Consider the following 22,033-nt stretch of genomic DNA (forward strand, 5'->3'; position numbering starts at 1 on the left):
CGTGGATGTGCTCGTCCTCTCCGGTGGAAGCGAGGGCGACCGAGGCTGAGCGCGCTTCGAGCAGCGCGGTGATGTCGTTTTCGGGAATCGCCCGACGGCCGACCCGATGCCACTCTCCGCGTAGCCAATCGACAACCTGCCTGCGCCGGTCGAATCCGAGCAGGTACACGGACTGTCGCCGCAGGAGCGGCTCGCCGGCATGTTCTGCCCTTTCCGCTGTGTGCGTCAAGTGGTCGAAGAAGCGGGTGCGTTCGTCCTGGTTCAACAACGGATGTGAGGCGACCGGCCCCCGCCGGGAACCTTGGAGGTGAAGTCAGCTAATTGCGGCGGCGTAGTGCCGGTGAAAGGCCAGGTGATCAAATTGGTGATGGTCTTGCGGTGAACGGCGGCAGCCAGCGGGTGGTGATCGGGATCGACCCACGAGCCGCCGGCCGTGATGCCGGTGGAGAGCACCAGGTCCGCCTCGATCGCCTCGTTCAGGTGCCTTCCGGTGGAGGCGGGTGCCCCTGCCCGGGACAGTCTCGCGCTGAGCTTGACCAGCTCACCAGCGCCGACGGCGGCCAACGGTCGACGGCCGGACTCCCAACCCTGCACCGTGGTGGCGTCGACCCCGAGGAGTTCCGCCAACTTCTCCTGGGTGAGTCCTGCCGCCTGCCGACTCAGCTTCAGCACGAATCCCGCCACAACGCCGGTGGCGCGGGAACCGCGACCACCGGTCAGTGTTGCGACTCCGGACCGCACGACCACCTCCCATGCCGCTGTTCACGCTGTCGGACGCACTCGTACCGGCAGTCGACGTCGTTTCATCTGGAGCAGGAGCACCGATGCCACACACGGTCAAGCTGCGCACCGAGTCCTTCACCAAAGCGGGACAATTGGCGGGCTTCCACTCTGACTACGCGCTCGCCAAGGCGATGGACGTGAACCGCTCAACTGTCGCGCGGGTGCTCAGCGGTCGACTGCGCCCCGGTTCCGCGTTCATCGGCGGCGCGCTGGTCGCACTCACCCCGATGCAGTTCCACGACCTGTTCGAGGTCGTGCCCGATACCGAACGGAGCGACCTGTCGTGACCAAAGACGAGTTCGCCGCTGTCGTACACCAGCTGGCGGAAGACGATGCTCCCCGACTGTTCGCCATCGTGGAGGAGTACGGCGAGGCGGAAGACGCTCGCGTCGCAGGCTATGGCCTGGCGTACGACGACCGTGCCGAGGTCGACTCCGTCGAGGGCGGCTTCCGCCTGAGTTCCCAGAGCGCGGAGAGCGCGCGGGCGTTGTTCGAGGTCGGTTCGCGGTCGACGGGGACGCGGCGGGCGCACCTGGTGTGGCTCGGTGAGCCACAGGCGTCTGCTGGGCCGGAGAGAGCCCAGCAGACGGACGGTCAGTGGCCGAATTCGACTTCCAGCGCGCCGCGACGGGCGGTGACGTCGTGGGGGTCGTCGCCGTAGACCAGCAGTTGCAGTGTGCTCAGCATGACGGGGTTGTCCGTGCGGCTGGTGTCGTGGCCCGAGGTGATGAGCACTCCACCGGCGGCCAGGGCGGGGCGCAGGTGGGTCAGCAGGTCCGCCAGCGGCGCGGCGACGGTCAGTTTCACCGACTCGGCGTGCCCGTCCAGGGCGTCGGGGCGTACGGAGGCCAGCGCGAGGAGCGGGATGGAGCCGCTGGTGATCCGGAAGTTCAGGTCCAGCATGACCAGCTGCCCGTCCCTGGTCTCGGCGCAGTCCAGGCTGCACAGGCCCCGGTAACCGACGTCCGCCGCCCGCTGGGTGATCGCCAGGCACTCCGCCAGCAGGTCCGCCGGCGGCGGGCTGACCAGGCCGAACAAACCACCGACGTACACGCCGGTCGCGTCCACGCGCTGTTCGGTGACGGCCAGCAGCCTGGCCACCGCGTCCGCACCGACGTACAGCTGGATGCCCCAGTTGCGCGCGATGTGCAGGTACTCCTCGACCACGAACTCGCCGAGCACGTCGGTGAACGCCGGGAACTCCACCAGCTCGCCCGCCTGGTGCAGGTACACGTCCAGGCTGCCGCCGTGAGCGTCGTTCGTCGCCGCCTTCAGCACCCACGACTTCTCCGCCGGCGCCGCCTCGGCCAGCTCGTCCCGCGTGACGACACTGCGCCGCGCGTGGAACCGGGGGTCGACGAACGTGCTGATGCTCGCCTTGTTGTTCAGGAACCCGACCAGCTGCCCGGTCTTCACCATGCGCTCGTCCGGGCACAGCGCCGTCGGCAGCGGGTACTCAGCCGAGAGCAGCAGGCCGTCCGCCATCGCCTCGGTGACGCGCGCCGTGAACCCGGCCTCGTCGCGGAACGCGCGCAGGTCGTCGCCGACCGGCAGGCCGCCTTCGCGCAGCAACGCCAGCAGCGTCGGGTCCGTGCCACCCGCGCTGCAGATCACCGGGGTGTCACCGGCGACGGCGATCGGTCGGGCGGACAACGCGTCGACGGTGTTGCGGTGCCGGTTCGCCGCGACGCCGGCGGCCGGGCGCGCGCACACGGCGATGCCGGGGCCGTAGACGTCTGCGAGTGCGCGAGGCGCGCCGACGGCCGGCGACAGCGGAGTGGAGATGCTGATGACGTGCTCCCGTGGGGTAGGTCGGGACGGCCGCGACCGCCACACGGTGGTGTGGAGGGGCGCCGCAGGGTCCGCGTGGTGCGGGTTGAGACCGGAGAACGATCAAGTGCCGTCGAGAGGCGGCGTCCACTGCGTGCCCGGTCGATGCTCGGGAGCCGGATTCGTGAACCGTGGGCGAAACTGCCCGGATGCGGGCGGTATGACCCCAGAGTCTCACGACTTTGCCACGTCACCCAAATGCCGTGCCACCGGGGTGTCCCGGGCCACCCCTCCGGACCAGGTGTTTCGTCGGCTTGGGCGGGGTCCAAGAAAGCGCGCGGTGATTTCCCGCGGTGAGGTGAACTGGCGATTAGGTGAAATTATCCCAACTACATTGTTGGGATGGTTACTCGGTACCGCCCGTTTCTCCTACAGTGTGCCGGTGAAGTTCGGAGTGCTGGGCCCGCTTACCGTGTACGGATCGGATGGTGCGCACGTACAGATTCGCGGCCGACGTCTGCGCACCCTGCTCGCGGTCCTGTTGATGCACGCGGGAAAACCGGTTTCCGTCCACCATCTCGTGGACGCGATATGGGACGGCGAGCCGCCCAAGTCCTATCTGTCCAACCTGCACACCTACGTCTCACGGCTGCGCGAACGGCTGCCCGGTCTGCGGATCGACCACGTCGACGGCCAGTACCTGCTGCGGGTCGAACCGGGCGACCTGGACCTGAACGTCTTCCGCACCAAGGTCGACGCCGCACGGCTCGCCGCCCGGCGCGGTCACCACGCCGTGGCGGCGGACCTCTACCGGAGCGCGTTGGCGCTGTGGCGCGACGACCGCCCGGTGGCCGACCTCGACATCGCCGCGCTCGAACCGGAGTTCTCGCACTGCGAGGCCACCAGGCTGATCGTCGTGGAGGACCGGTTCGAATCGGAGCTCGGGGCCGGTCGGCACGTCGAGGTGGTGGGCGAGTTGGAGGCGGCGGTCGCCGAGCACCCGACCCGGGAACGGTTGTGCCGCCAGCTGATGATCGCGTTGTGCGGTGCGGGCCGGCAGGCGGACGCGCTGGCCGTCTACCGCACGACCCGCGACACGTTCGTGCGCGCGCTCGGGCTGGAACCGAGCCCGGCGCTGAGGCGGCTGCACCAGGAGATCCTGCGCGGTGACGTGCCCGAGCCAATGCCCGAGCCCACGTCGGAACCGGTGGCGGTCGAGCCGGTGTTCCCGCTCTGCCAGCTGCCACCGGACACCGCCGACTTCGCCGGTCGGGGAGCCGAACTGGAGCAGGTCGTCGCGGCGCTGCGAACGGACGCCGCGTCGGTGCCGGTCGTGGTGCTGACCGGTGAGCCCGGTGTCGGCAAGACCGCGTTGGCGATCAGGGTGGCGCACCGGCTGCGCGCCGAGTTCCCCGACGGCCAGCTGTTCGCGCACCTCGCGGGCACGTCGCCGAACCCGAAGCAGCCCCGGGACGTGCTGGGCGGCCTCCTGCGCGCGCTCTGCCCCAACGGCGCCGTGATCCCCGAAGACCTGGAGGAGCGGACGGCGGCCATCCGCGCGTGCCTGGCCGACCGGCGGGTGCTGGTGGTGCTGGACGACGCCGCGTCCGCCGCCAGGGTGCGCGCCCTGCTGCCGGGGACGGCCGGCTGCGCGGTGCTCGTCACGGGTCGGAACCGGCTGAACGGCCTGGCCGGCTCGACGTCGGTGCGGATACCGCCGTTCACCTCGGACGAAGGCCGCGCGCTGCTGGGCCGGATCGCCGGTCACGAGCGCGTCGACCGGGAGCACGAGGCCGCTGACGAAGTCGTTTCGCTGTGCGGAGGCGTCCCGTTGGCGGTGCGGATCGCCGGCACCAGGCTGGCCGCGCGCGGGCACATGAGCGTGCGGGTGCTGGCCGACCGGCTGGCCGACGAGCACGGTCGGCTGGACGAACTCGCCGTCGGCGGACTCCAGGTGCGGCCCGCCGTCGCGCGGAGCTACGAGAACCTGGGTCCGCTGGCCCGCGCCGGACTTCGCCGACTGGCGCTGCTCGGTCCGGTCGACGTCGCGGAAGACGTGGTCGCGGCCGTGCTCGACGTGCCGGACGCGGACGGCGTGATCGAGGAGTTGGTGCAGTCCAGCCTGGTGGCCACCCGGGGTGTCGACGCGGGCGGCCGGCCGCTCTACCGGTTGCCCGAACTCCTCCGCGTGTACGGCGTCGAGCGGGCGGACCGGGACGACCGGGCCGCGGTCTCCGCCGCACACCACCAAGCCGCACATCACCAGGCCGCACACAGCTGAGAAAGGCCACAGGGCCCGACGGAACGTTCCCGCCGGGCCCTGCAAGAGTGCTCGGATCAGGTGCCGATGCAGGACGCGGTGGCGTACGGGCCGGTGGCGGTGTCGGTCGACACGACCTCGCCGTCCACGGTGATCTTGCAGGTCACCGTGCCGCCGTTCTCGTCGGCCGTGGCGGTCAGAGTGCCGCCCTTGTACACGCCCTGGTTCTCGACCTGCTTGGTCCACGGCAGCGCCGGGACCGTCTCGGTCTTCGGGTCCAGCACCTCGCCGTAGACGATCTCCACGTTCGCCGCGTCACCGGAGATCTCGTAGTCGACCTTGGCGACCCGGTTGACCTCCTCCTTGATCTCGTTGACCGCCTTGTTGAAGGCGACCACCCAGATGATGCAGACGGCGAGGCCGATCACGGACGTCACGATGCCGGCGATCGACAGGCCCTTGTTGGTGGCCACGCCCTTGCCGACCCGCGCCAGGCCGACCGCGGAGAAGATCAGACCCAGGATGACCAGCGGCCAGGCGACCACGCCGATGAGCGGGATGGGCGAGAACACCAGACCCACCACGCCGAGGACGAACCCGGCCGTGCCCAGGCCGTTCCTGGGCGGCTGCGCGGTGTGCTGCGGCACTGGCGGATAGGAGGTCTGCTGGGTCATGAGTTCATCTCTTCCTGAATTGCGAAATGTGTGTGCCGGGCGGATTCGCGTCGATTCGTGCCGTTTCCGGATAACGGCGGAAAATGACGCGCCGGGCGGCGGCGACGCATAGCCTCGCACGGCCCACCACACGCGATGAACACAAACCGTGCACAGTTCAGAGCGGGCTCGAAGTCCTCACAGATCGTCCTCCTCGTCGTCGTCTTCCTCGTCGTCGTCCAACGGCTCGAACAACGGCTTGGACGAGTCGGAGACCACCTCCGCGGTGAGGGTCGGCTCCAGCGAGGCGGCCGGCGCGGCGGGGAGCACCGGCGCGGACGCGGTGGTCGGCTCGACGGCGAACGGCGCGTTCGTCATCCGGCCGGTCAGCAGCGTGGTGGCCCGGTCCACGATGCCGGTGACGTCGCTCCGGGCGACGAGCCCGTGCTTGAGCATGACCTCCACCAGCTCCCTGGCGTCGTCGAGGTCCATCCGGTGCCGCTTCATCAACATGTCGATGACCTCGGGCGCGCGCTCCGGGGACTGGGACAGCATGATGCCGATCAGGTTGTTCGGGTCCTGCGCGACCGCGCCGCTGAAGAACTCCATCCGCTGGCGCTCCAGCTTGAGCTTGTACTCCTCCTCCAGCTGCTTCATCGCGAGCTCGTGCTGTCGGTTCATGAGGTCGATCCGCTGCTGGGCGGTCTGCTCGATCCCCTCGCGCAGGAGCCCGTCCGTCTTCACCACGTGCGCCCGCGCGTCCTCCGTGCGCTTGGTGACGTGGGCGATGGTGGCGTCGTCCAGGGTGAGCGCGGCGACGCAGCCGAGGACGCTCACGCCCTGGGTGAGCTGCACCTTGCGCCGGCCGTCGGAGAACGCGTAGGTGATGGCCCGCTCGGCGCCCGTGCTGTCGTCGATCGGGAACATGACGCTGATGTCGCGCAGCACCCGCTCGACGTGCGGCAGGAGGATCGGGGCGGCGTCCACCAGGTTCGTCTTCACCGCCTCGACCGGGTCGGTGATCCGCCAGCGCACAGTCACCTTGGCGGTGAAGTAGAACGCCTGCTCCCGGCTCGGCAGCCGCAGCTCGAACTGGCGGGAGAACACCGACATGTCGACCAGGAACAGCTCGCGGAAGCCCATCACGCCGCCGAGCGGGACCTGCTGGGTGGCGTGGTGGTAGCGGCCGTTCGCGTCGAGGTAGATGGTCGCCTGGTCGGCCCTGGGCACCGGGCGGCGCCGGGACATCATCTCGCCGAGGGTCACCGGCACGTGGGTGATCAGCGGCTCCGGGGCGGGGTTCGGGTTGTCGGTCACGGTCGGTTCTCCTCACGGTCGAGAACGGCGAGCAGCCGGGTGACGGCTTGGGTGGGGCCGCGCCGGGCCTGGGCCCAGTCGGTCAGGTGGGACCGCATGGTCTCGGACGTGCCGATGGCATCGACGACGTCGGCGAGCAGCGCGCCCAACGGCTCCAGTTGCGTGTCGTCGCGCTCGGCGGTCTTGACCCAGCGCTGGACCACCTTGAACGCGTCGGGCATGAAGTACTGGGCCTCCAGCGCACGGGCGATCAGCAGGACGACCGCCTCCCGCCGGGTGAGCCGGCGCGTGCCGACGGCGACCGGGCGTTCCGGGTCGTCCGCGCGCCGGTCCTGGTCGGCCATCCACAGCAGGCCGGGCCACGGATCGGTGCTGCCGTCCTCGGACACCTGGAGGTACACGGTCAGCTGGAGCACGCACATCAGAGCGGTGTTGCGCACGGTGGTCCTGGTCGCCCGAGTCCACAGCAGGAGCGCGCCGAGCACCAGGTCGAGCCGGTCGTCCTCCAGCGTGAGCGTGGTGATGGCGTCGGCCACCGAGATGATCATCCGCGGCTCTTCGGTGTCGGCGGCCCTGCGCAGCCGCTTGAGCACCTGCGCCGTCGTCATGATCGGCAACGTGCCCAGCGCGGCGACGGCGGCGGTCCGGCGTCCGGTCGCCTCCCGGCCCTGCAACCAGCGGTCGATCATGCGGGTGATCAGCGGTTGCAGGTCCGGCTCCATGGCGGGCAGGCGCAGCGCGCCGATCACGGCCTGGCGTTCCCAGTAGTCGTTCTCGTCGGCCCACGGCTCGATCACGTGCCGCCGCGCGTGGTCGAACTCGGACAGGCTCAGCAGCCCGACCGCGACGCCCGCGCGGATCCGCACGTGCCGGTCCGGTGAACTGCCCAGGCCGCGCAGCCAGCGCCGGACCACCCCGTGCGCCTCCGGGTACTCGCGCCAGACGTGTTCGAGCACCTTGCGCGGCCGGTGCGGGTCGCGGTAGCGGACCACCTCGGCCGCCAGGCTGCCCAGTTCGCTGTCCTCGACGGCGGAGGTGATCTCGGCGTCCATCCGCTCGACCAGGTCCCGGGTGCGGATGGCGAACACCGCGCGGGTCCGTTCGTGCGGGTCCGGGATCTCGGCCGCCTGGATCAGCTTGGCGAGCGCCGTGCCCGCCTCCGCGACGGTGGCCAGCGGCATGCCGTCCAGCACCCCGAGCGCGATGGCGAACGCGCGGTGTTCGTTGTCGGGCAAGGCCTCGAACCACTCCCGGAACGCCGACTCCGCGCTGTGCGCGTACTGGAGCCGGACGTCCTCGATGGTGCGATCACCTGAGACGACCGCGCACAGGCCGCGGCCGAGGTCCGCCAGGTCGTGGGCCCGCAACGTGCGGCTGACCACCTCCTCGACCAGGTCGGCGAACTCAGGGAAGTCCGAGAGGTCTTGTGGCGGCAGTCCGGCGGCACGCAGCCCGCTCCGGAAGTGGCTCAACACCAACGCCTGGTCGTCCGCCCGCTGCGCGCCTTCCACGAGGTACGCGGCGACTTCCCGGTCCCGCAACGGCGTGTCGGCGGTGACGAGGACGACCATCCGCGCCTTCGACTCTTCGAGCCTGCGCCGCCACAGGTCGAGCGCGAACTCGCTCAGCGCCGCCGCCTGGTCGTACTCCAACGCCTCCAGCAGGTACCCGTGGTCGCCGGAGAGGTCGATCGGGGTGGACGGCGAGCGGAGGTCGGTGTCCGGGCTGAGCTTGTCCACGCCGAGCGCGCACTCCACGCCCAGGAGGTTCAGCGCGGTGGCCGTGCGTCCCCACCCGGTGGGCGCGCGCAGCAGCACCAGCCACTGGTCGCGAAGGCGGCGGCGCAACTCGTCGTAGTTGGCGGGCTTGACGAACGTCCCGATGACCCGGCTCAGGGCTTCCGACGGGATCGGTCCGGTCGGCAGGGAGCCGTGGCGTGAGCCCGACGCCCGCGGCAGACCGGCGTCGACCAGGCCGATGGTGTTGGCCACGAAGACGTTGCCGATGCCGTTGCCGTTGCGCTCGCCAAGGAGGGCCGCGAGGGCGTTCTCCATCGCACGGGCGTCTTGGTGCAGCTTCCGGGCCTGGGTTGGGTCGGACGCACTGGCCTTCGCGTCCGGCTCGTCGGGGTCCTCGTCCGGTTGTGGGTCGGCCTGCTTTTCCTCGGTGGCGGGTGTCGGTTCTTCCGCTACCGGCTCCGGCTGTTCTTCCGGCTGTTCGTCGCTCACGGCGTGCCCCCGAACCCTATGCGGGCGTCGACGTTCATCGTGTCGGCGTTGAACACGTGGCCGTTGTTGTAGGCGTTGAACACCTTGCCGGGAACGGTGTCCGTCGGTTTCGGGGCGTCACCGGACAGTGGAGGCTTTGCGTAGCCGGGCACCCGCACCCACACCGTGCGGCCGTCGTCGATCAGCTTCCCGTAGGACTCCGGCTGGATGCCGCGGTAGCCGTGGCGCACCACGCTGTCGTGGACTGCCTCGGAGACCACCACGACGGACTGCGCCCGGCCGGCGGCCCTGAGCACCTCCTTGACGCCCGCGCCGTTGACGATCCGGAACGCGGTGGTCATCGCGTCGCCGACCCAGCCGTGCTCGTCCCGCGCCACCAGTCCGAAGTGGACGCCCAGGCGCAGTCGCAGCCAGGCTTCCGGTCGCAGACCGGCGTTGTGGCGGGCGAGCCCGTCGACCACCACGTCCGCCAACGGGTCGAGCAGCGGCAGCACCTCCGAGTCTGCCACCACCAGCACGCCGTCGCCCAGGTCGTCCGACCGGCGGCGCTCGGCGGGCAGGCCGGCGGCGTCCAGCGCTTCGTGCAGCACCCGGTAGAGCACCGCGCGCAGGTCCGCCTTCTCGGTGTCCGTCCGCTCGCTGGACTTCTCGATGTCCACGACCAGGATCGAGCGGCTCACGGGTTCGAGCGTCACGACGTCCTCCTTCATCAGGTGATCAGGGCAGCCGGCTGCGGGTGCAGACCGAGTCGAGCACCACCGCGATGCCGTGCGAGACGACGGCGTCGCGGACCATGCGGTAACCGGCCCCGTACACCGGGTCCGGGTTCTCCAGCGCCACCCGCCGCATGGTGCGGGCGAACTCCGTGCCCCGGCGCTTGAGCCAGGCGCCCGAGAACAGCTCGCACAACCCCTCTTCCAGCGGCTTCGCCAGACCCCGCGCTCCCCGCTGGGCGAGCCACGCGTGCCCGATCTCGTGCGCGACCGTGGCGCCGAAGTGGGTCGCGGTGAGGCCGCGCGCGATCTCGATGCCGAGCACGTCGGTCACCGATTCCTCGATGCGCTGGAGGGTGCGGCCGAGGCACAGGCCCGGACTGCCGAGGTTGATCACGTCCGGCTCCACCAGGGTCACCCGCACCCGCTGGTCGAGTTGGATGCCCAGTGCGGCCATCTCCCGCCGGACCGCGGGGATGTGCCGCCTCGCCTCCTCCTGGCTGTCCACGGCCTGGTGGGAGCAGGTGGGACAGCGCGCGGTGGTCGCGGTGAACGACGACCACCCCGACTCCCCGCCGTCCCTCGGACGTCCGCACAGCACGCAGCCCTCCCGGGCGTGGTGCCGCGCGCACGTCACCTCGCCGTGCATCGACACGATGTACCGGTCGACCGGCGGACGACCGCAGACGGTGCAGCTGTGGGCCAACTCAGGTCACCGGCACCCATCTCTTGGTCCGCGGATCACGCCGCCACCCGGAGGTTCCCGTCCGCTCCACGTTCGGCGTGCTCGGTGTGGGAGAGCCGGTCAGGGTCGCGTCGAAGTACCGGCCCCACGTCTGCGCCGTCGTGCGGACGCCCGGGTCGCGGCTCAACGCGTCACGCAACAGCTTCGGGCCACCACCCGGCAGCACGTCGTCCACCCGGCTCGGATCGCGGGCGATCGAGGCGAACGGACCGGGGCTCAGGCAGCGGAGCACGAACAGGCCGAACTTGTAGAGGTCGGTCGACTGGCTGAGCACGCTCTCCGGCGGATCCCAGTCGGGCGCGTTGAGCTGTCGGACGACCGCCGCCGCGCCCTTGATCCGGATCGAGTCGCAGTCGACCAGCATCACGCACGGCCGCGCGGTGAGCCGGAAGACGGCGTTCTTCGGGTTGAGGTCGCCGATCACCATCCCGTTGCGGTGCAACAGGTGCACCACGACGGCGAGGTCGCGGCACACCAGCAGCCGTTCGGCGGTGGACGGCGCGGGCATGCCGAGCCGCACCGCCCGCTCCGGTGCGATGAACAGGTGCTGCACCTCGCGCAGCGTCCGTGCCGGGATGCCGCTGGGCTTCACCCGGTCCTCGAAGAAGTCATCCGGGATGAGCCGCATCAGCACGCCGCGCACCTCGCCGTCCTCCTCCACGGCGCGGACCGGCCACGCGGTCATCAGGTCCAGCCGCTCCCGGGTCCGCTCGTCCAGCCGCAGGCGACGCGCCACCACCGCGTTCAGTCCGTGCGGTGGCGCGTGCCCGGCCTTGTACTGCTTGTAGACCAACGGTCCCGGCACGTCGGCGAGCGTGACGTGCGGGGCTCCGTAGACCTTCGCCTGCCCGCCCTCGCCGAGCAGCGCGCCGAGCGGGCCGAGCGCGTCGAGACCGACGACGTGGGCGCTCATGCCCTGGGGACCGGCCAGAACGCGACGGCGGTGCGGTCGTCGTCGAAGCTCTTGCGCGCGAACCCGATGTGGGCCGCGAACTCCAGCCCCGACGCGGGCGGCTTGGCCCAGACGTCGGCGAGGAACCGGCCGACCGCGCCGGTGCCGTGGCCGAGCGGGTCGCCGATGCCGTCGGTCATCAGCACCAGCGCCTCACCGGCGGCGACGGTCGTCCGGACCGGTTTCGGGTCTGTCACCGGTGGCAGCGGCAGCGCGTGGACCGAGGACGAGTGCAGCTCCGCGCCGTCGTTCTTCACCGCGTTCTGCGGCTCCCACCGGCCGCCTTCGCGCAGCACCCAGGCGGACGTGTCACCGACCGCGAGCAGGTGCACGACGTGCGCGCCGCCCACCGGCGTCAGGTCGACCACCGCGTACAGCACGGTGGACGCGATGTGCGCGGCCACGTCGCGCACGGACATGGTCTGCGCGTCGGCGTTCCCCATCGCGGCGAGCCGCTCGCGGCCCAGCCGTTCGATCCGGCCCGCCACCGCGTGGACGAGGTCCGGCCACGGGAAGTTGTCCGGCGTCAAGTCGTTCGGTGCCGTCAGGGCCTTCGCGATCAGTTCCGCGCCCTTGCGCGCGGCGACGATCGCGGCCTTGTGCGACAGCTTGCCCGCGGACACGCCGTCGGCGACGCCGATCACCAGGTACCGGCCGTCCGTGGTGCGGCGGAAGCTGTACTCGTCCTGCCGCACCGTCCCGTACGCGCGGTGCGACAGCCCGCGCACGCTCGCCGCACGCACCTCGGCGATGGGCTTCTTCGCGCCGTCCATCAGCGCGACCCCGTCCAGGACGGTGTCCCGGCGGTCCCAGCCGTCCGGGTCGGGGATCGGCACCACCAGGGACGCCGCCCGGCCCGGATCGCCGACCTGGAACGGCTCGGAACGGCCACGCCACTCCGGTTCCGGCACCGGCGTGGGGACTGCTTCGGTCGACGTGTCCATCAGACGAAGTCGTCCGACGAGTGCGCGGAGATGCCGTTCGGCAGGTCCTGCTTGGCGGGCAGGATGAGCCCCGAGCTGCCCTGGGCCATGCTCTGCCCGGACGCGAGCATGCTGGAGATCAGGATCTCGGCGATCATCGCGATCGCGTCGGCCGGGTTCTGCCCGTCCTGCATCAGGTACATCTGCATGGCCTTCGGCCCGGACGCCGGGTAGATCAGCGAGGCCAGCGTCTTCGGGTTGGCCGCGTCGACACCGCACGGCACGACGTTCGGGTACGTCGGGAAGTTCTCGGTCAGGTCCCGGAACGCGTCGCGCCAGTCGCCGTCGCGGTCGGTCGGCTCGCCGTCGCTGATGAAGAACACCGCCGGCCGGTGCACCTGGAAGCCGTCCGCCTTGAGCTGCTTGACGTTGCTCTCGATCTCGTCGCGCAGCAGCCGGAACGCCGCCGCGTACGAGGTCGCGCCGCGGACGTTGAGCGCGGGCAGGGTGACGTTCTCGTCCAGCAGGTCGCACAGCGGCAGCCGGACCAACGCGTCGGTGCCGAAGTCGATGACGCCGAACCGGACCTTGTCGGACAGGATCGGCGCGTCGGACAGCGCGTCGACCACCGCGGGCATGATCGCGTTCGCCTGCTTGAGCTTGTCGCCGGTCATCGACGCCGAGACGTCGATCACCAGGTAGAAGGGCAGCAGCTTGGCCTTTTCGCTCTCCATGTCGGAGCGTCTCCAATCAGGGTTGTTCGACGGCTCAGGGGTTGTTCGACGGCGACGGCACGCCGGGGACGTGGGTGCCGTTGGTGGGCAGCGCCGTCCGGGGGATCGGCATGGTGCGCTGGTTGTCCACCTTGGGCAACGGCATCGTGTGCTGGTTGTCCACCTTGGGGATGGGCATGGTGTGCTGGTTGTTCGCGCCGACGTGGGCGCGGTACCAGTGGTGGAGCTCTTCGTCGGTGCGCAGCTGCGCGAGCGCCGCCCAGACGTCGATCGCCTTCATGGCCATGCCGAGCTGCTTGTCCGCGACGAGCTGGGTGGTCTTGGCGTGGGCCTTCGTCTGCGCGTCCAGCTTGTGCCGTTCCATGGCGAGGTTCTGGTCGGCGCGGTCGACCGCGAGGTCGCGGTCACGCTTGGCCCAGAGCTCGTCGTCGGAGTCGAGACCGTCGTCGACGCGCTTCGCCAGCCGGTCGTACAGCGTCTCGGGGGCGAACCCGGACAGCAGCTTGAGCAGCACCGGCAGCACTTCGATGGACAGGAAGAGCCAGAACAGGGCCTCGTGCGCCCGCCCGCCGCTCGGCCGGGCGTCGGTGATCCGGTCCAGCGCCTCGAGCCGGGCCAGCAGCCCGGTGTTGGCGGCGGTCGCGTCGCTGCCCCGCCGTTCCAGGTCTTCCCGGTCACCGCGCAGCCGGTCGAGGTCGGCCTGCACCTCGGGCAGCCGCTTCTTCGCGTTCTCGGTGTCGGTGGCCGAGCCGTCCTCGATGCGCTTGGTCACCTTCGCGGTGACCTCGTCCAACGTGGTCTTCGCCCGGTCCCGGGCGGCCTCGGCGTCGTCAGCGACCTTCTTCTTCTGCCGGTAGGACTCGCCGTCACCGGGCACGCCGGTCCCGCAGACGCCGTCGAACTCGCACTGCGCGGACTGCCTCGCGTCCTGGTACGCCTTCTCCGCGACGTCGAGGGCGCTCTTCGCCGCCTTCACGTCGGCGTCGTCGGAGACGGTCGTCGCCGCCCGGCCCGCGATGACGGCGAGGAGCCCGGCCTCCTCGGTCTCCAACTCCTTGATCTTGGCGTACGCCTGGTCGTACTCGTTCTGGTTGCGCTCGGTCGTCTCCGCCTGCATCGCGATCAGCTCGCTGTTGATCTCCGGCTCGAAGATCTCCAGCACCAGCGGGGTCGAGATGATCGCGCCGATCACCGCTGCCAGCGCCATCCGGGGGATCGCGGCGACGCTGTTCAACAGCCAGCCGTTGCCGCGCGTCATCGTGACGACGAGCATCCGGTCGAGGTTGAAGATGATCAGACCCCAGACCGCGCCGACCGCCGCGGCGACGGCGGGGGCCAGCCCCAGCACCGAGTGCATGGCGAAGAACGCCGACACCGCGGCCACACCGGACGTGGTGAGCAGGACGCCACCGAGCGCGGCGTGCTTGTTCACGTCACCCGGCGCCTTCGCCAGGATCTCGGCCCTGGCGCCGGCCAGCGTGGCCAGCCGCGTGGAGAGGCTCATCGGGCCGTCCCTTCACCGTCGCGTGACCCGAGGTCGACCTCGGGTGAGTCGGTCAACATCGCCCGCAGGTCGAGCGGGAACCCGGCGGCGCGTGGCGCGGGCATGGGCGGCCACGGTGCGGGCCGTCCGCCGTCGGGGTACGGGTCCGGCAGCTCCACCCGCACGTCGACCGCGGGCAGCGGGAGCAGTCGGAGGTTCGGTGGCGCGGGGGTGTGGGGCAGGTGCACGTCGGGCATCGGCACGGGCAGCTGGCGGAATTCGGGCAGCGGCGCCACCGTCACGGGGCCGACCTCCCGGAGGTCCACGCCGAGGTCGTTGACGGCGCGGACCCGGATCCAGCCGGACTCGTCCAGGGTGATCGGCGTGCTGCCCTTGCCCGGTCGACCGTCCACCCGCACGGTCCGCGTGCCCGCGACGAGTTCGATCTCGCGTGCCTCCAACGCTTCCCACTCGACCGCGACGGGCCGGCCGGCGAGGACGAACGCGCGGTCGACGGCCACCTCGCCGAGCCGCGGTGGCGTGATGGCCTCACCGAGCAGCCGGCGGAAGTGGATCTCCCAGTCACGGGCGGACGGGCGGTTCGACGGGCCGCCCAACGCGCGCCGCAGCAGTGCCAGCCCTGCCGCGTCGAGCACACTCGCCGCCGCGGCCGGATCGGTGTTCACCGAGGAACCCGCGCCGGGCGTGAGGCAGCGCAGGATGAACAGGCCGAGCTTGTAGTGGTCGGTGGCGAGGGTGAGCTTGCCGCCTTCCGGTGGCACCCAGTCGGGCGCGTCGAGCTGCCGGACGTGGGCGACGACACCGGTCGGCCGCACCGCGTCGCAGTCGAGGAACATCACCATCGGCCGGGCGTCGAGCCGGAACACCGCGTTCTTGGGGTTGATGTCCCCGAACACGATCTTCAGCTCGTCGTGCAGGAACGCCAGCGCGGCGGCGAAGTCCAGGCAGATCCGCAGCCGCTCCTGGTCGGTGGGCGCGGGACGGCCGACCTTCAGGGCGCGGACCGGGTCGATGAACAGGTTCTGCACCTCGCGCAGCGACTTCTTCACGCCGGCGTTGCGGACGACCCGGTCGAAGTACGGGTCGGGGATGCGGGGCATGACGATGCCGACCGCCTGCCCGTGCTCCTCCACGACCCGGACGGGCCAGGCGGTGACGGCGTCGAGCCGGGCGCGTCTCGTCGGGTCGAGGTTGGCGCGGGCGGCCACGACGCGGCGCAGGCTCTGCGGTGCGTCGTGGCCGTTCCGGTAGCGCTTGTAGACGAGGGCGCCGGTCACGTCCGGGTACGTGAGGCCGGGCAGGTCGAAGACGGTCGCCTCGCCGCCTTTGCCGAGTTGGTCGCCGGGAGTGCCCAGTTCGTCGGGTGCGACGGACATGGCGGTGCCGGACGAGGAAATCCCCACGAGTACCCCTCTTCAGCGGGTCACGACATTCGACGTTGGTCGGCAGAACGGAGGCGGACGGGACAATAGCTGGCGGTGTGCCGGCCATTGCCGTCGCATCCGTCCGACTGTGCGGAGTGAGCGTCTCGGGGGGTCAATCGGGCGGTCGTTTAAGTCCGTTACCGCCGGTTGGGTCGAGTTCCCCGGCACGAGTGGAGCAGTCCGGCGGAGGATCGGTCGACACTGGGTCATCAAATAGATTGGCAATGAAACGGTCGAGCGATGCCCTGGTTCGCCGCTTGAGGGTCTGACCAGCGAAGTTGGTGTGAAGAATATTCAGGTGTAACGATTCGGTCGCCATTCAACCGTCGTTCGGGTGTTGGGCGCGACTGCGGCGCGTGACCAATCAGGACGGACTGGAATATTCGAAGTCCAGCCGAATGGAGTCGTCATTGCGATTGTTCGGGGACCGGTCCCGCGGAAAGTCGATATGAGTGTGTGTCGACTACCCGCAAAAGAGCGGAATAGCGTGGCCGGGCTAGTTGTGGACTAGTCGGCCGCGAACACGTCGACTTGCGGCAGGTCGTGGCCCATCCGGTCGCGTTTCGCGGTGAGGTAGCCGATGTTGTGCTGGTTGGGGCGCATCAGGTGCGGCACGCGGGCGGCGACCTCGATGCCGTTGTCCTCCAGCGCCTTGATCTTGTCCGGGTTGTTGGACATCAGCCGCACGGACAGGACGCGCAGGTGCTTCAGGATCCGGGCGGCGGAGGTGTAGTCGCGGATGTCGACCGGGAGGCCCAGGGTGGTGGCGGAGTCGAGGGTGTCCAGGCCCTGCTCGTCCTGGAGCACGTGCGTGCGCACCTTGGCCACCAGGCCGATGCCGCGCCCTTCGTGGCCGCGCAGGTAGATCAGGATGCCGCCGCCCTCGGCGACGATCCGGTCCAGCGCGGCCTCCAGCTGGTCGCCGCACTCGCAGCGCATCGCGCCGAAGATGTCGCCGGTCATGCACTCCGAGTGCACGCGCACCAGCACGTTCTCGCGCATCGTGGTGCGTCCGTAGACGAGGGCCATGTGCTCGTGCCCGTCCGCCCGGAACGCCACCGCGCGGAACGTGCCGCGGCGGGTGACCAGGTCGGACTCGGCGACGTCCTCGTCGTCGAAGGTGTCCTCGAAGGTGTCCTCGCGCATCCGGTTCCCCTCGTCGCCCCGACACCGGCCGGGCGTTCACTACGCTCGACCGGACTTGCACCGTAGCTCGCTCACTCGGCGGAGGTCACCCTGTTCAGCATCACCGTTCGTGATCACGTGATGATCGCCCACAGCTTCCGCGGCGACGTGTTCGGTCCGGCACAACGCCTGCACGGAGCAACGTTCGTGGTGGACGCTAGGTTCAAGCGGGCCGAGCTCGACGCGGACAACATCGTGGTCGACATCGGACTCGCGACCGAGCGGCTGCACGCCGTCCTCGGTGAACTCAACTACCGGAACCTGGACGACGTGCCCGCGTTCGCCGGGATCAACACGTCGACGGAGTTCCTGGCCAAGCACATCGCCGACCAGTTGGCGGACCTGGTGCACGAGGGCGCGCTCGGTGAGGGAGCCCGTGGGTTGACTGCCATCGAGGTGACGTTGCACGAGTCGCACGTGGCGTGGGCGAGCTACGAACGTCCGCTGTGACGCTCCACTTCGTGCTGCCCGGCGGCGTGGACGATCCCACGTCGCCCAGCGGCGGCAACGTCTACGACCGCCGGGTGATCGAGGGACTGCGGGCGTTGGGCACGGAGGTGCACGAGATCACCGTCCCCGGCACCTGGCCCCAACCAGACTTGAACGCCCGTGCTGATCTGGCGAGGGCGTTGGTCGCTCTTGACGACGGTGCCGTAGTGCTGCTGGACGGCTTGGTGGCGTGCGGTGTGCCGGAGATCGTCGTGCCGCACGCCGGTCGGCTGCGACTGATCGTCCTGGTGCACCTGCCGTTGGCCGCCGAAACCGGCCTACCTCCCGCCGTGACCGCAAGTCTGGACACTGCCGAGCGCGAGTGCCTACGCGCTGTGCGTGCCGTCATCGCCACCAGCCCACAGGCAGCCCGACACCTGACCGACCACCACGGCCTGACCGAGGTCCACGCCGTAAACCCGGGCACCGACCCCGCCCCACTCGCCACCGGCACGGACGGCGTGTCCCAGCTCCTCTGCGTAGCCTCCCTGACCCCGCGCAAGGGCCACGACGTGCTGATCGAAGCCCTGGCCACGGTCGCCGACCTACCGTGGACCTGCACGTTCGTAGGCCCCGGCCGTCCCACCCAAATCCAACACCTGATCACCCACCACGCCCTGACCTCCCGAATCCACCTGACCGGCCCCCTCGCCGGCACCGCACTCGACCGCGCATACGCCACGGCGGACCTCTTCGTCCTGCCGTCCAGAGCCGAGACCTACGGCATGGTCGTGACCGAGGCCCTGGCAAGAGGCATCCCGGTGATCGCAAGCGCCGTCCCGGACGCCTTGGCCACCGGCGGCCTCCTCCTCCCACCAGGCGACGTCACAGCACTCGCCCAAGCCCTCCACCGCTGGCTGACCGACAACCACTGGCGCCACACCCTCCGCACCCAAGCCCGAACCCGCCGCACCCGACTGTCTACTTGGGACGAGACGGCGGCGGCGCTGGCGAGAGTGGCGTCAGCTGTAGGAGCAGACTGCGGAGGTGCCGGCTAGTCTGCGGCCATGAGCACCTTCGCACCGGAATGGCTGGCGCTGCGCGAGAAAGCCGATGCGGACGCTCGGGCAGACGATTTGGTGGAGCGGCTGCGCAAGATCCATCTGAACCGGACACCCCTCGTGGTGCGTGATCTGGGGTGTGGAACGGGATCGTTGGGACGATGGCTCGCCGGGCGGCTGGACGGTCCGCAGCACTGGGTGCTGCACGACCGCGACCCCCGGCTGCTCGGCATCGCGGCGGCTGCGTTGAGTGGCGTCACGGTGGAGACGCGCGAGGGTGATCTCACCGCCCTCACCGCCGCCGACCTGGCGGGCACGTCGTTGGTCACCGCGTCGGCCTTGCTCGACCTGCTGACCAGAGCCGAAGTGGACGGGTTGGCCGAGGCGTGCGTCGGCGCGGGCTGCCCGGCCCTGCTCACGCTGTCCGTCGCGGGACGGGTGGAGTTCGACCCCGCCGAACCGCTGGACGCCGAGTTCGAAGCCGCCTTCAACGCCCACCAACGCCGCGTCGTCGCCGGCCGTCGGCTGCTCGGCCCGGACGCCACCGACGCCGCCGTGGAGGCCTTCGAACGGCGAGGCGCGGACGTCACCACCAGCCCGAGCCCGTGGCGGTTGGGCTCGGACCAGAACGCGTTGGCGGCCGAATGGTTGCGCGGGTGGGTGGACGCGGCAGTGGAGCAGGAACCGGCGCTCGCCGCCGAAGCCCCCGCCTACCTGCGGCGCAAGCGGGACAACGGGCCGCGCGTCGTCGTGCACCACACCGACCTGCTGGCGATACCGGCATGACCAGGCTCTGGGCGTGGCTGAGGCTGCTCGGCGCGGTCGGGATCATGGTGGCGCTCGGGTGGCGGCTGGGCACCGACGCGTTCGTGGCCGGACTGCGCGCGGTCAACGGCTGGTCCATCGCCGCGGCACTGGGGATCGGGCTGCTGACCACGGTGTCCAGCGCGTGGCGGTGGTGCGTGATCGCCCGCCGTCTCGGCCTCCCGCTCACCCTCGGCAAGGCCGTCAACGACTACTACCGAGGGCTGTTGTTCAACGCCGTGCTGCCCGCCGGAGTGCTCGGTGACGTGCACCGCGCGGTGAGCCACGGACGGCTGGCCGGTGACGTCGGGCGCGGCGTGCGGGCGGTGGTGTTCGAACGGGCCGCGGGTCAGGTGGTGCTCGTGACGCTGGGTGTCGCGGTGCTGGTCAGCGAGGGAATGCCGGTCGGGCTGCCGAGCCAGGGTGTCCTGGTGACGGCGATGGCGGCAGTAGTCGCAGCCGCCGCCGCAGCCGGAAGGTCCGCGAGAGTGCGCGAACACCTGAGGAAGACGTGGGCGGACGCCCGCACGGGCCTGGTGAACGCGGAAGTCATGCCGAAGGTCGCGCTGCTGTCGGCGGTGACCGTGGCCGGTCACGTGGTCCTGTTCGTCGTAGCGGCCCGAGCGGCGGGCACCGACGCGCCGATCGGCCGGCTCATCCCGCTGATCGTGCTGGCGCTGCTGGTGATGGCCGTGCCGGTGAACGTCGGCGGCTTCGGACCGCGTGAGGCGTTTCTGGCGGTGGCGTTCGGCGCGGCGGGTCTCGGTGCGGCCCAAGGCCTGACGACCGGTGTGGTTTACGGCGTGTTGGCGCTGATCAGCAGCCTGCCCGGTGTCCTGACGATGTTCGGCCGCCGGTCAGGAGACCGCCGGTCAGGAGACCGGTCACGAGAACAGCGCGACATAAGCCCCGAACGCCGAGACCAGCGCCGCGAGCAGGTCCCGGCCCTTGTCGGCTGACGCCAGCGAAGGACTCCCGACCACCCCGGACGGCGTGTACGGCGCGAGCCCCAGCGTGAGCATGTGCGGCCGGTCGTCGGCCAGGTGGTCACTGGTCTCGTAACCGGGTTTGACCAGCTCCGGATGGGCGTGCAGGAGGACGGAAGTCTCCAGTTCCCCCGCGTGCATGTCGCTGCGCGAAGACGTCTCCATCCCCGCGGCGGCCCGTGCGGCGGCCCAGTCGGCGCTGCTCGGGAACAACGCCATCCCCTCGGACTCCTGCACGACGTTCGACAGCACGTAGTTCCCGCCGTGCGCGTTGACCAGCACCAAGTGCGGCACACCGGACCGGCGCAACGAGTCGGCGATGTCCCGCACCACCGCGTACAACGTCCGTGCCGAAATGCTCACCGTGCCCGGCCAGTCGGCGTGCTCGTGCGAGCACGAGATCGTGATCGGCGGCAGCAGCCGGACGGCATGAGCGTCCGCGATCGACCGCGCGATCGTGCAGGCGACGACCGTGTCCGTCGCCAACGGCAGGTACGGGCCGTGCTGCTCGTGGCTGCCGATCGGCAGCACCGCCACGGTCGCCGCCCGCACGTCCCCGGTGGTGTCAGGCAGGTACATGCCCGGAACCGTAACGAACGCGCCGGCACAGGGCCGGGAGTTCGCCGCTCGCCAACTCCGGCAGCACGGACGGCAGGTCGTCGAAGTCGCTCTCGCCGGTGATCAGCGCGTCGAACACCGGATCGGCGAGCAGGTCCAACGCGAGCGCCATCCGCTCGGCGTACGTCCGGTCCGGCCGCGCCACCACGCCCACCTGACTGCTCCGCAGCCGCAGCCGACGGGAGTGGAAGAACTCGCCCAGCGGCACGCTCACCCGCCGGTCGCCGTACCAGCTCAGCTCCAGCACCTCACCCTCCGGCGCGAGCAACGACAACGACCGCGCCAGCCCCGCCTCGGACGCGCTCGCGTGCACCACGAGGTCACAGCCGTCAGTCGCCTGATCGGGTGACGCGAAGTCGACGCCCAGCGCGGCGGCCACCGACGCGCGGGCCGGGTCGGCGTCGACCAGTTGCAGCCGAACGCCGGGGAAGCGGGCCAGCACGGCGGCCACCGCGCACCCGACCATCCCGCCGCCGACCACCGCGATCCGGTCGCCGATCAGCGGTTTGGCGTCCCACAGCGCGTTCACCGCCGTCTCCACCGTCCCGGCCAGCACCGCGCGCGACGCGGGCACGGCGTCCGGCACGGGAGTCACCGCGTCCGCCGGAACGACATAGTGTGTCTGATGTGGATAGAGGCAGAACACCGTGCGACCGAGGAGCGGACCGTGTTCCACCACACCGACGTTCAGGTAGCCGTACTTGACCGGCCACGGGAAGTCGCCCTCCTGGAACGGCGCCCGCATCACGTCGTGCTGGTTCTCCGGCACACCACCGCGCAGGACCAGGCTCTCCGTGCCGCGGCTGATGCCCGAGTAGAGGGTTCGGACCAGGACTTCACCAGGTCCCGGCGAAGGCAGCTCGACCGGCCGGATCTCGGTTTTCCCGGCTGAGGTGAACCAGAGGGCCCTCGCAAAGCGTGTCATCTGTACAACCTCCGGACAA

At 70.5% G+C, this 22,033-nt stretch carries 22 protein-coding genes; 7 read left to right on the plus strand and 15 right to left on the minus strand.

Annotated elements, in window-relative coordinates:
• Positions 1 to 261 precede the first annotated feature (261 nt).
• The gene (locus tag F4560_RS38340) at positions 262 to 672 is read right to left on the minus strand and encodes a helix-turn-helix domain-containing protein (RefSeq protein WP_184927945.1); all 411 of its coding nucleotides are present in this window, start codon (positions 670 to 672) and stop codon (positions 262 to 264) included.
• Between the two features lie 152 nt (positions 673 to 824).
• Here F4560_RS38340 and F4560_RS38345 point away from each other — a divergent pair, with 152 nt between their 5' ends.
• Positions 825 to 1,070: a helix-turn-helix domain-containing protein gene (locus tag F4560_RS38345; RefSeq protein ID WP_184927946.1), complete on the plus strand. Its 246-nt coding sequence runs from the start codon at positions 825 to 827 to the stop codon at positions 1,068 to 1,070.
• Positions 1,067 to 1,444, plus strand: coding sequence for a hypothetical protein (locus F4560_RS38350; protein ID WP_184927947.1), 378 nt, complete (start codon positions 1,067 to 1,069; stop codon positions 1,442 to 1,444). The genes F4560_RS38345 and F4560_RS38350 overlap by 4 nt, the downstream gene beginning before the upstream one ends.
• On the opposite strand, the gene F4560_RS38355 is transcribed toward F4560_RS38350, so the two are convergent.
• Positions 1,378 to 2,619, minus strand: a complete 1,242-nt coding sequence (locus tag F4560_RS38355; RefSeq protein ID WP_184927948.1) for an ATP-grasp domain-containing protein — start codon at positions 2,617 to 2,619, stop codon at positions 1,378 to 1,380. The two genes, F4560_RS38350 and F4560_RS38355, sit on opposite strands and share 67 nt — an antisense overlap.
• A gap of 154 nt (positions 2,620 to 2,773) precedes the next feature.
• Here F4560_RS38355 and F4560_RS38360 point away from each other — a divergent pair, with 154 nt between their 5' ends.
• Complete coding sequence (locus F4560_RS38360; RefSeq protein ID WP_281391986.1) at positions 2,774 to 4,834, plus strand: AfsR/SARP family transcriptional regulator; 2,061 nt, start codon at positions 2,774 to 2,776, stop codon at positions 4,832 to 4,834.
• A 56-nt stretch (positions 4,835 to 4,890) separates the two neighbouring features.
• On the opposite strand, the gene F4560_RS38365 is transcribed toward F4560_RS38360, so the two are convergent.
• From F4560_RS38365 to ribA, 11 genes are all read right to left on the minus strand, one after another.
• Entirely contained in the window at positions 4,891 to 5,487 is a 597-nt protein-coding gene (locus F4560_RS38365; RefSeq protein ID WP_184927950.1) for an MmpS family transport accessory protein, read from the minus strand.
• 177 nt (positions 5,488 to 5,664) lie between these two features.
• Positions 5,665 to 6,783, minus strand: a complete 1,119-nt coding sequence (locus F4560_RS38370; protein WP_184927951.1) for a hypothetical protein — start codon at positions 6,781 to 6,783, stop codon at positions 5,665 to 5,667.
• A complete protein-coding gene (locus tag F4560_RS38375; RefSeq protein WP_184927952.1) occupies positions 6,780 to 9,011 on the minus strand; it encodes an amino acid adenylation domain-containing protein in 2,232 nt (743 codons plus the stop codon). The genes F4560_RS38370 and F4560_RS38375 overlap by 4 nt, the downstream gene beginning before the upstream one ends.
• Positions 9,008 to 9,706, minus strand: a complete 699-nt coding sequence (locus F4560_RS38380) for a nucleotidyl cyclase domain-containing protein (protein ID WP_184927953.1) — start codon at positions 9,704 to 9,706, stop codon at positions 9,008 to 9,010. Before F4560_RS38380 ends, F4560_RS38375 begins: the two co-directional genes overlap by 4 nt.
• 22 nt (positions 9,707 to 9,728) lie before the next feature.
• On the minus strand, positions 9,729 to 10,373 hold the full coding sequence (locus F4560_RS38385) for a protein DA1 (protein WP_221483792.1): 645 nt from the start codon (positions 10,371 to 10,373) through the stop codon (positions 9,729 to 9,731).
• A 58-nt stretch (positions 10,374 to 10,431) separates the two neighbouring features.
• A complete protein-coding gene (locus tag F4560_RS38390; RefSeq protein WP_184927955.1) occupies positions 10,432 to 11,382 on the minus strand; it encodes a hypothetical protein in 951 nt (316 codons plus the stop codon).
• Positions 11,379 to 12,365 (minus strand): protein phosphatase 2C domain-containing protein, encoded by a 987-nt coding sequence (locus F4560_RS38395; protein WP_184927956.1) that lies wholly within the window; start codon positions 12,363 to 12,365, stop codon positions 11,379 to 11,381. Before F4560_RS38395 ends, F4560_RS38390 begins: the two co-directional genes overlap by 4 nt.
• On the minus strand, positions 12,365 to 13,078 hold the full coding sequence (locus tag F4560_RS38400) for a vWA domain-containing protein (protein WP_184927957.1): 714 nt from the start codon (positions 13,076 to 13,078) through the stop codon (positions 12,365 to 12,367). The genes F4560_RS38395 and F4560_RS38400 overlap by 1 nt, the downstream gene beginning before the upstream one ends.
• 34 nt (positions 13,079 to 13,112) lie before the next feature.
• A complete protein-coding gene (locus tag F4560_RS38405; protein WP_184927958.1) occupies positions 13,113 to 14,582 on the minus strand; it encodes a DUF4407 domain-containing protein in 1,470 nt (489 codons plus the stop codon).
• Complete coding sequence (locus tag F4560_RS38410) at positions 14,579 to 15,985, minus strand: hypothetical protein (RefSeq protein ID WP_184927959.1); 1,407 nt, start codon at positions 15,983 to 15,985, stop codon at positions 14,579 to 14,581. Before F4560_RS38410 ends, F4560_RS38405 begins: the two co-directional genes overlap by 4 nt.
• Positions 15,986 to 16,513: 528 nt before the next feature.
• On the minus strand, positions 16,514 to 17,152 hold the full coding sequence (ribA, locus tag F4560_RS38415; protein ID WP_184927960.1) for a GTP cyclohydrolase II: 639 nt from the start codon (positions 17,150 to 17,152) through the stop codon (positions 16,514 to 16,516).
• A gap of 90 nt (positions 17,153 to 17,242) precedes the next feature.
• Between ribA and F4560_RS38420 the strand changes: the two genes are divergently transcribed.
• The 4 genes from F4560_RS38420 to F4560_RS38435 are packed head-to-tail and all read left to right on the plus strand — an operon-like array spanning position 17,243 to position 20,444.
• Positions 17,243 to 17,641: a 6-pyruvoyl trahydropterin synthase family protein gene (locus F4560_RS38420; RefSeq protein ID WP_184929639.1), complete on the plus strand. Its 399-nt coding sequence runs from the start codon at positions 17,243 to 17,245 to the stop codon at positions 17,639 to 17,641.
• On the plus strand, positions 17,638 to 18,678 hold the full coding sequence (locus F4560_RS38425) for a glycosyltransferase family 4 protein (RefSeq protein ID WP_184927961.1): 1,041 nt from the start codon (positions 17,638 to 17,640) through the stop codon (positions 18,676 to 18,678). Before F4560_RS38420 ends, F4560_RS38425 begins: the two co-directional genes overlap by 4 nt.
• Before the next feature lie 9 nt (positions 18,679 to 18,687).
• Entirely contained in the window at positions 18,688 to 19,467 is a 780-nt protein-coding gene (locus tag F4560_RS38430) for a class I SAM-dependent methyltransferase (protein WP_184927962.1), read from the plus strand.
• Complete coding sequence (locus F4560_RS38435; RefSeq protein ID WP_184927963.1) at positions 19,464 to 20,444, plus strand: lysylphosphatidylglycerol synthase transmembrane domain-containing protein; 981 nt, start codon at positions 19,464 to 19,466, stop codon at positions 20,442 to 20,444. Before F4560_RS38430 ends, F4560_RS38435 begins: the two co-directional genes overlap by 4 nt.
• On the opposite strand, the gene F4560_RS38440 is transcribed toward F4560_RS38435, so the two are convergent.
• Both F4560_RS38440 and F4560_RS38445 read right to left on the minus strand, forming a co-directional pair.
• The gene (locus F4560_RS38440) at positions 20,370 to 21,050 is read right to left on the minus strand and encodes a creatininase family protein (RefSeq protein WP_184927964.1); all 681 of its coding nucleotides are present in this window, start codon (positions 21,048 to 21,050) and stop codon (positions 20,370 to 20,372) included. The genes F4560_RS38435 and F4560_RS38440 overlap by 75 nt on opposite strands.
• Entirely contained in the window at positions 21,037 to 22,014 is a 978-nt protein-coding gene (locus F4560_RS38445) for a zinc-dependent alcohol dehydrogenase (RefSeq protein ID WP_184927965.1), read from the minus strand. The genes F4560_RS38440 and F4560_RS38445 overlap by 14 nt, the downstream gene beginning before the upstream one ends.
• Between the last annotated feature and the right edge of the window lie 19 nt (positions 22,015 to 22,033).

The sequence above is a fragment of the Saccharothrix ecbatanensis genome (assembly GCF_014205015.1).
GTDB classification, from domain to species: domain Bacteria; phylum Actinomycetota; class Actinomycetes; order Mycobacteriales; family Pseudonocardiaceae; genus Actinosynnema; species Actinosynnema ecbatanense.

Bases quoted from the DNA above. Each gene is read 5' to 3' on its own strand.
- F4560_RS38365 (WP_184927950.1), bottom strand. From the start codon at position 5,487: ATGACCCAGCAGACCTCCTATCCGCCAGTGCCGCAGCACACCGCGCAG.
- ribA (WP_184927960.1), bottom strand. From the start codon at position 17,152: ATGCGCGAGGACACCTTCGAGGACACCTTCGACGACGAGGACGTCGCC.
- F4560_RS38405 (WP_184927958.1), bottom strand. From the start codon at position 14,582: ATGAGCCTCTCCACGCGGCTGGCCACGCTGGCCGGCGCCAGGGCCGAG.
- F4560_RS38385 (WP_221483792.1), bottom strand. From the start codon at position 10,373: ATGCACGGCGAGGTGACGTGCGCGCGGCACCACGCCCGGGAGGGCTGC.
- F4560_RS38440 (WP_184927964.1), bottom strand. From the start codon at position 21,050: ATGTACCTGCCTGACACCACCGGGGACGTGCGGGCGGCGACCGTGGCG.
- F4560_RS38390 (WP_184927955.1), bottom strand. From the start codon at position 11,382: ATGAGCGCCCACGTCGTCGGTCTCGACGCGCTCGGCCCGCTCGGCGCG.
- F4560_RS38435 (WP_184927963.1), top strand. From the start codon at position 19,464: ATGACCAGGCTCTGGGCGTGGCTGAGGCTGCTCGGCGCGGTCGGGATC.
- F4560_RS38345 (WP_184927946.1), top strand. From the start codon at position 825: ATGCCACACACGGTCAAGCTGCGCACCGAGTCCTTCACCAAAGCGGGA.
- F4560_RS38430 (WP_184927962.1), top strand. From the start codon at position 18,688: ATGAGCACCTTCGCACCGGAATGGCTGGCGCTGCGCGAGAAAGCCGAT.
- F4560_RS38395 (WP_184927956.1), bottom strand. From the start codon at position 12,365: ATGGACACGTCGACCGAAGCAGTCCCCACGCCGGTGCCGGAACCGGAG.
- F4560_RS38445 (WP_184927965.1), bottom strand. From the start codon at position 22,014: ATGACACGCTTTGCGAGGGCCCTCTGGTTCACCTCAGCCGGGAAAACC.
- F4560_RS38360 (WP_281391986.1), top strand. From the start codon at position 2,774: ATGACCCCAGAGTCTCACGACTTTGCCACGTCACCCAAATGCCGTGCC.
- F4560_RS38400 (WP_184927957.1), bottom strand. From the start codon at position 13,078: ATGGAGAGCGAAAAGGCCAAGCTGCTGCCCTTCTACCTGGTGATCGAC.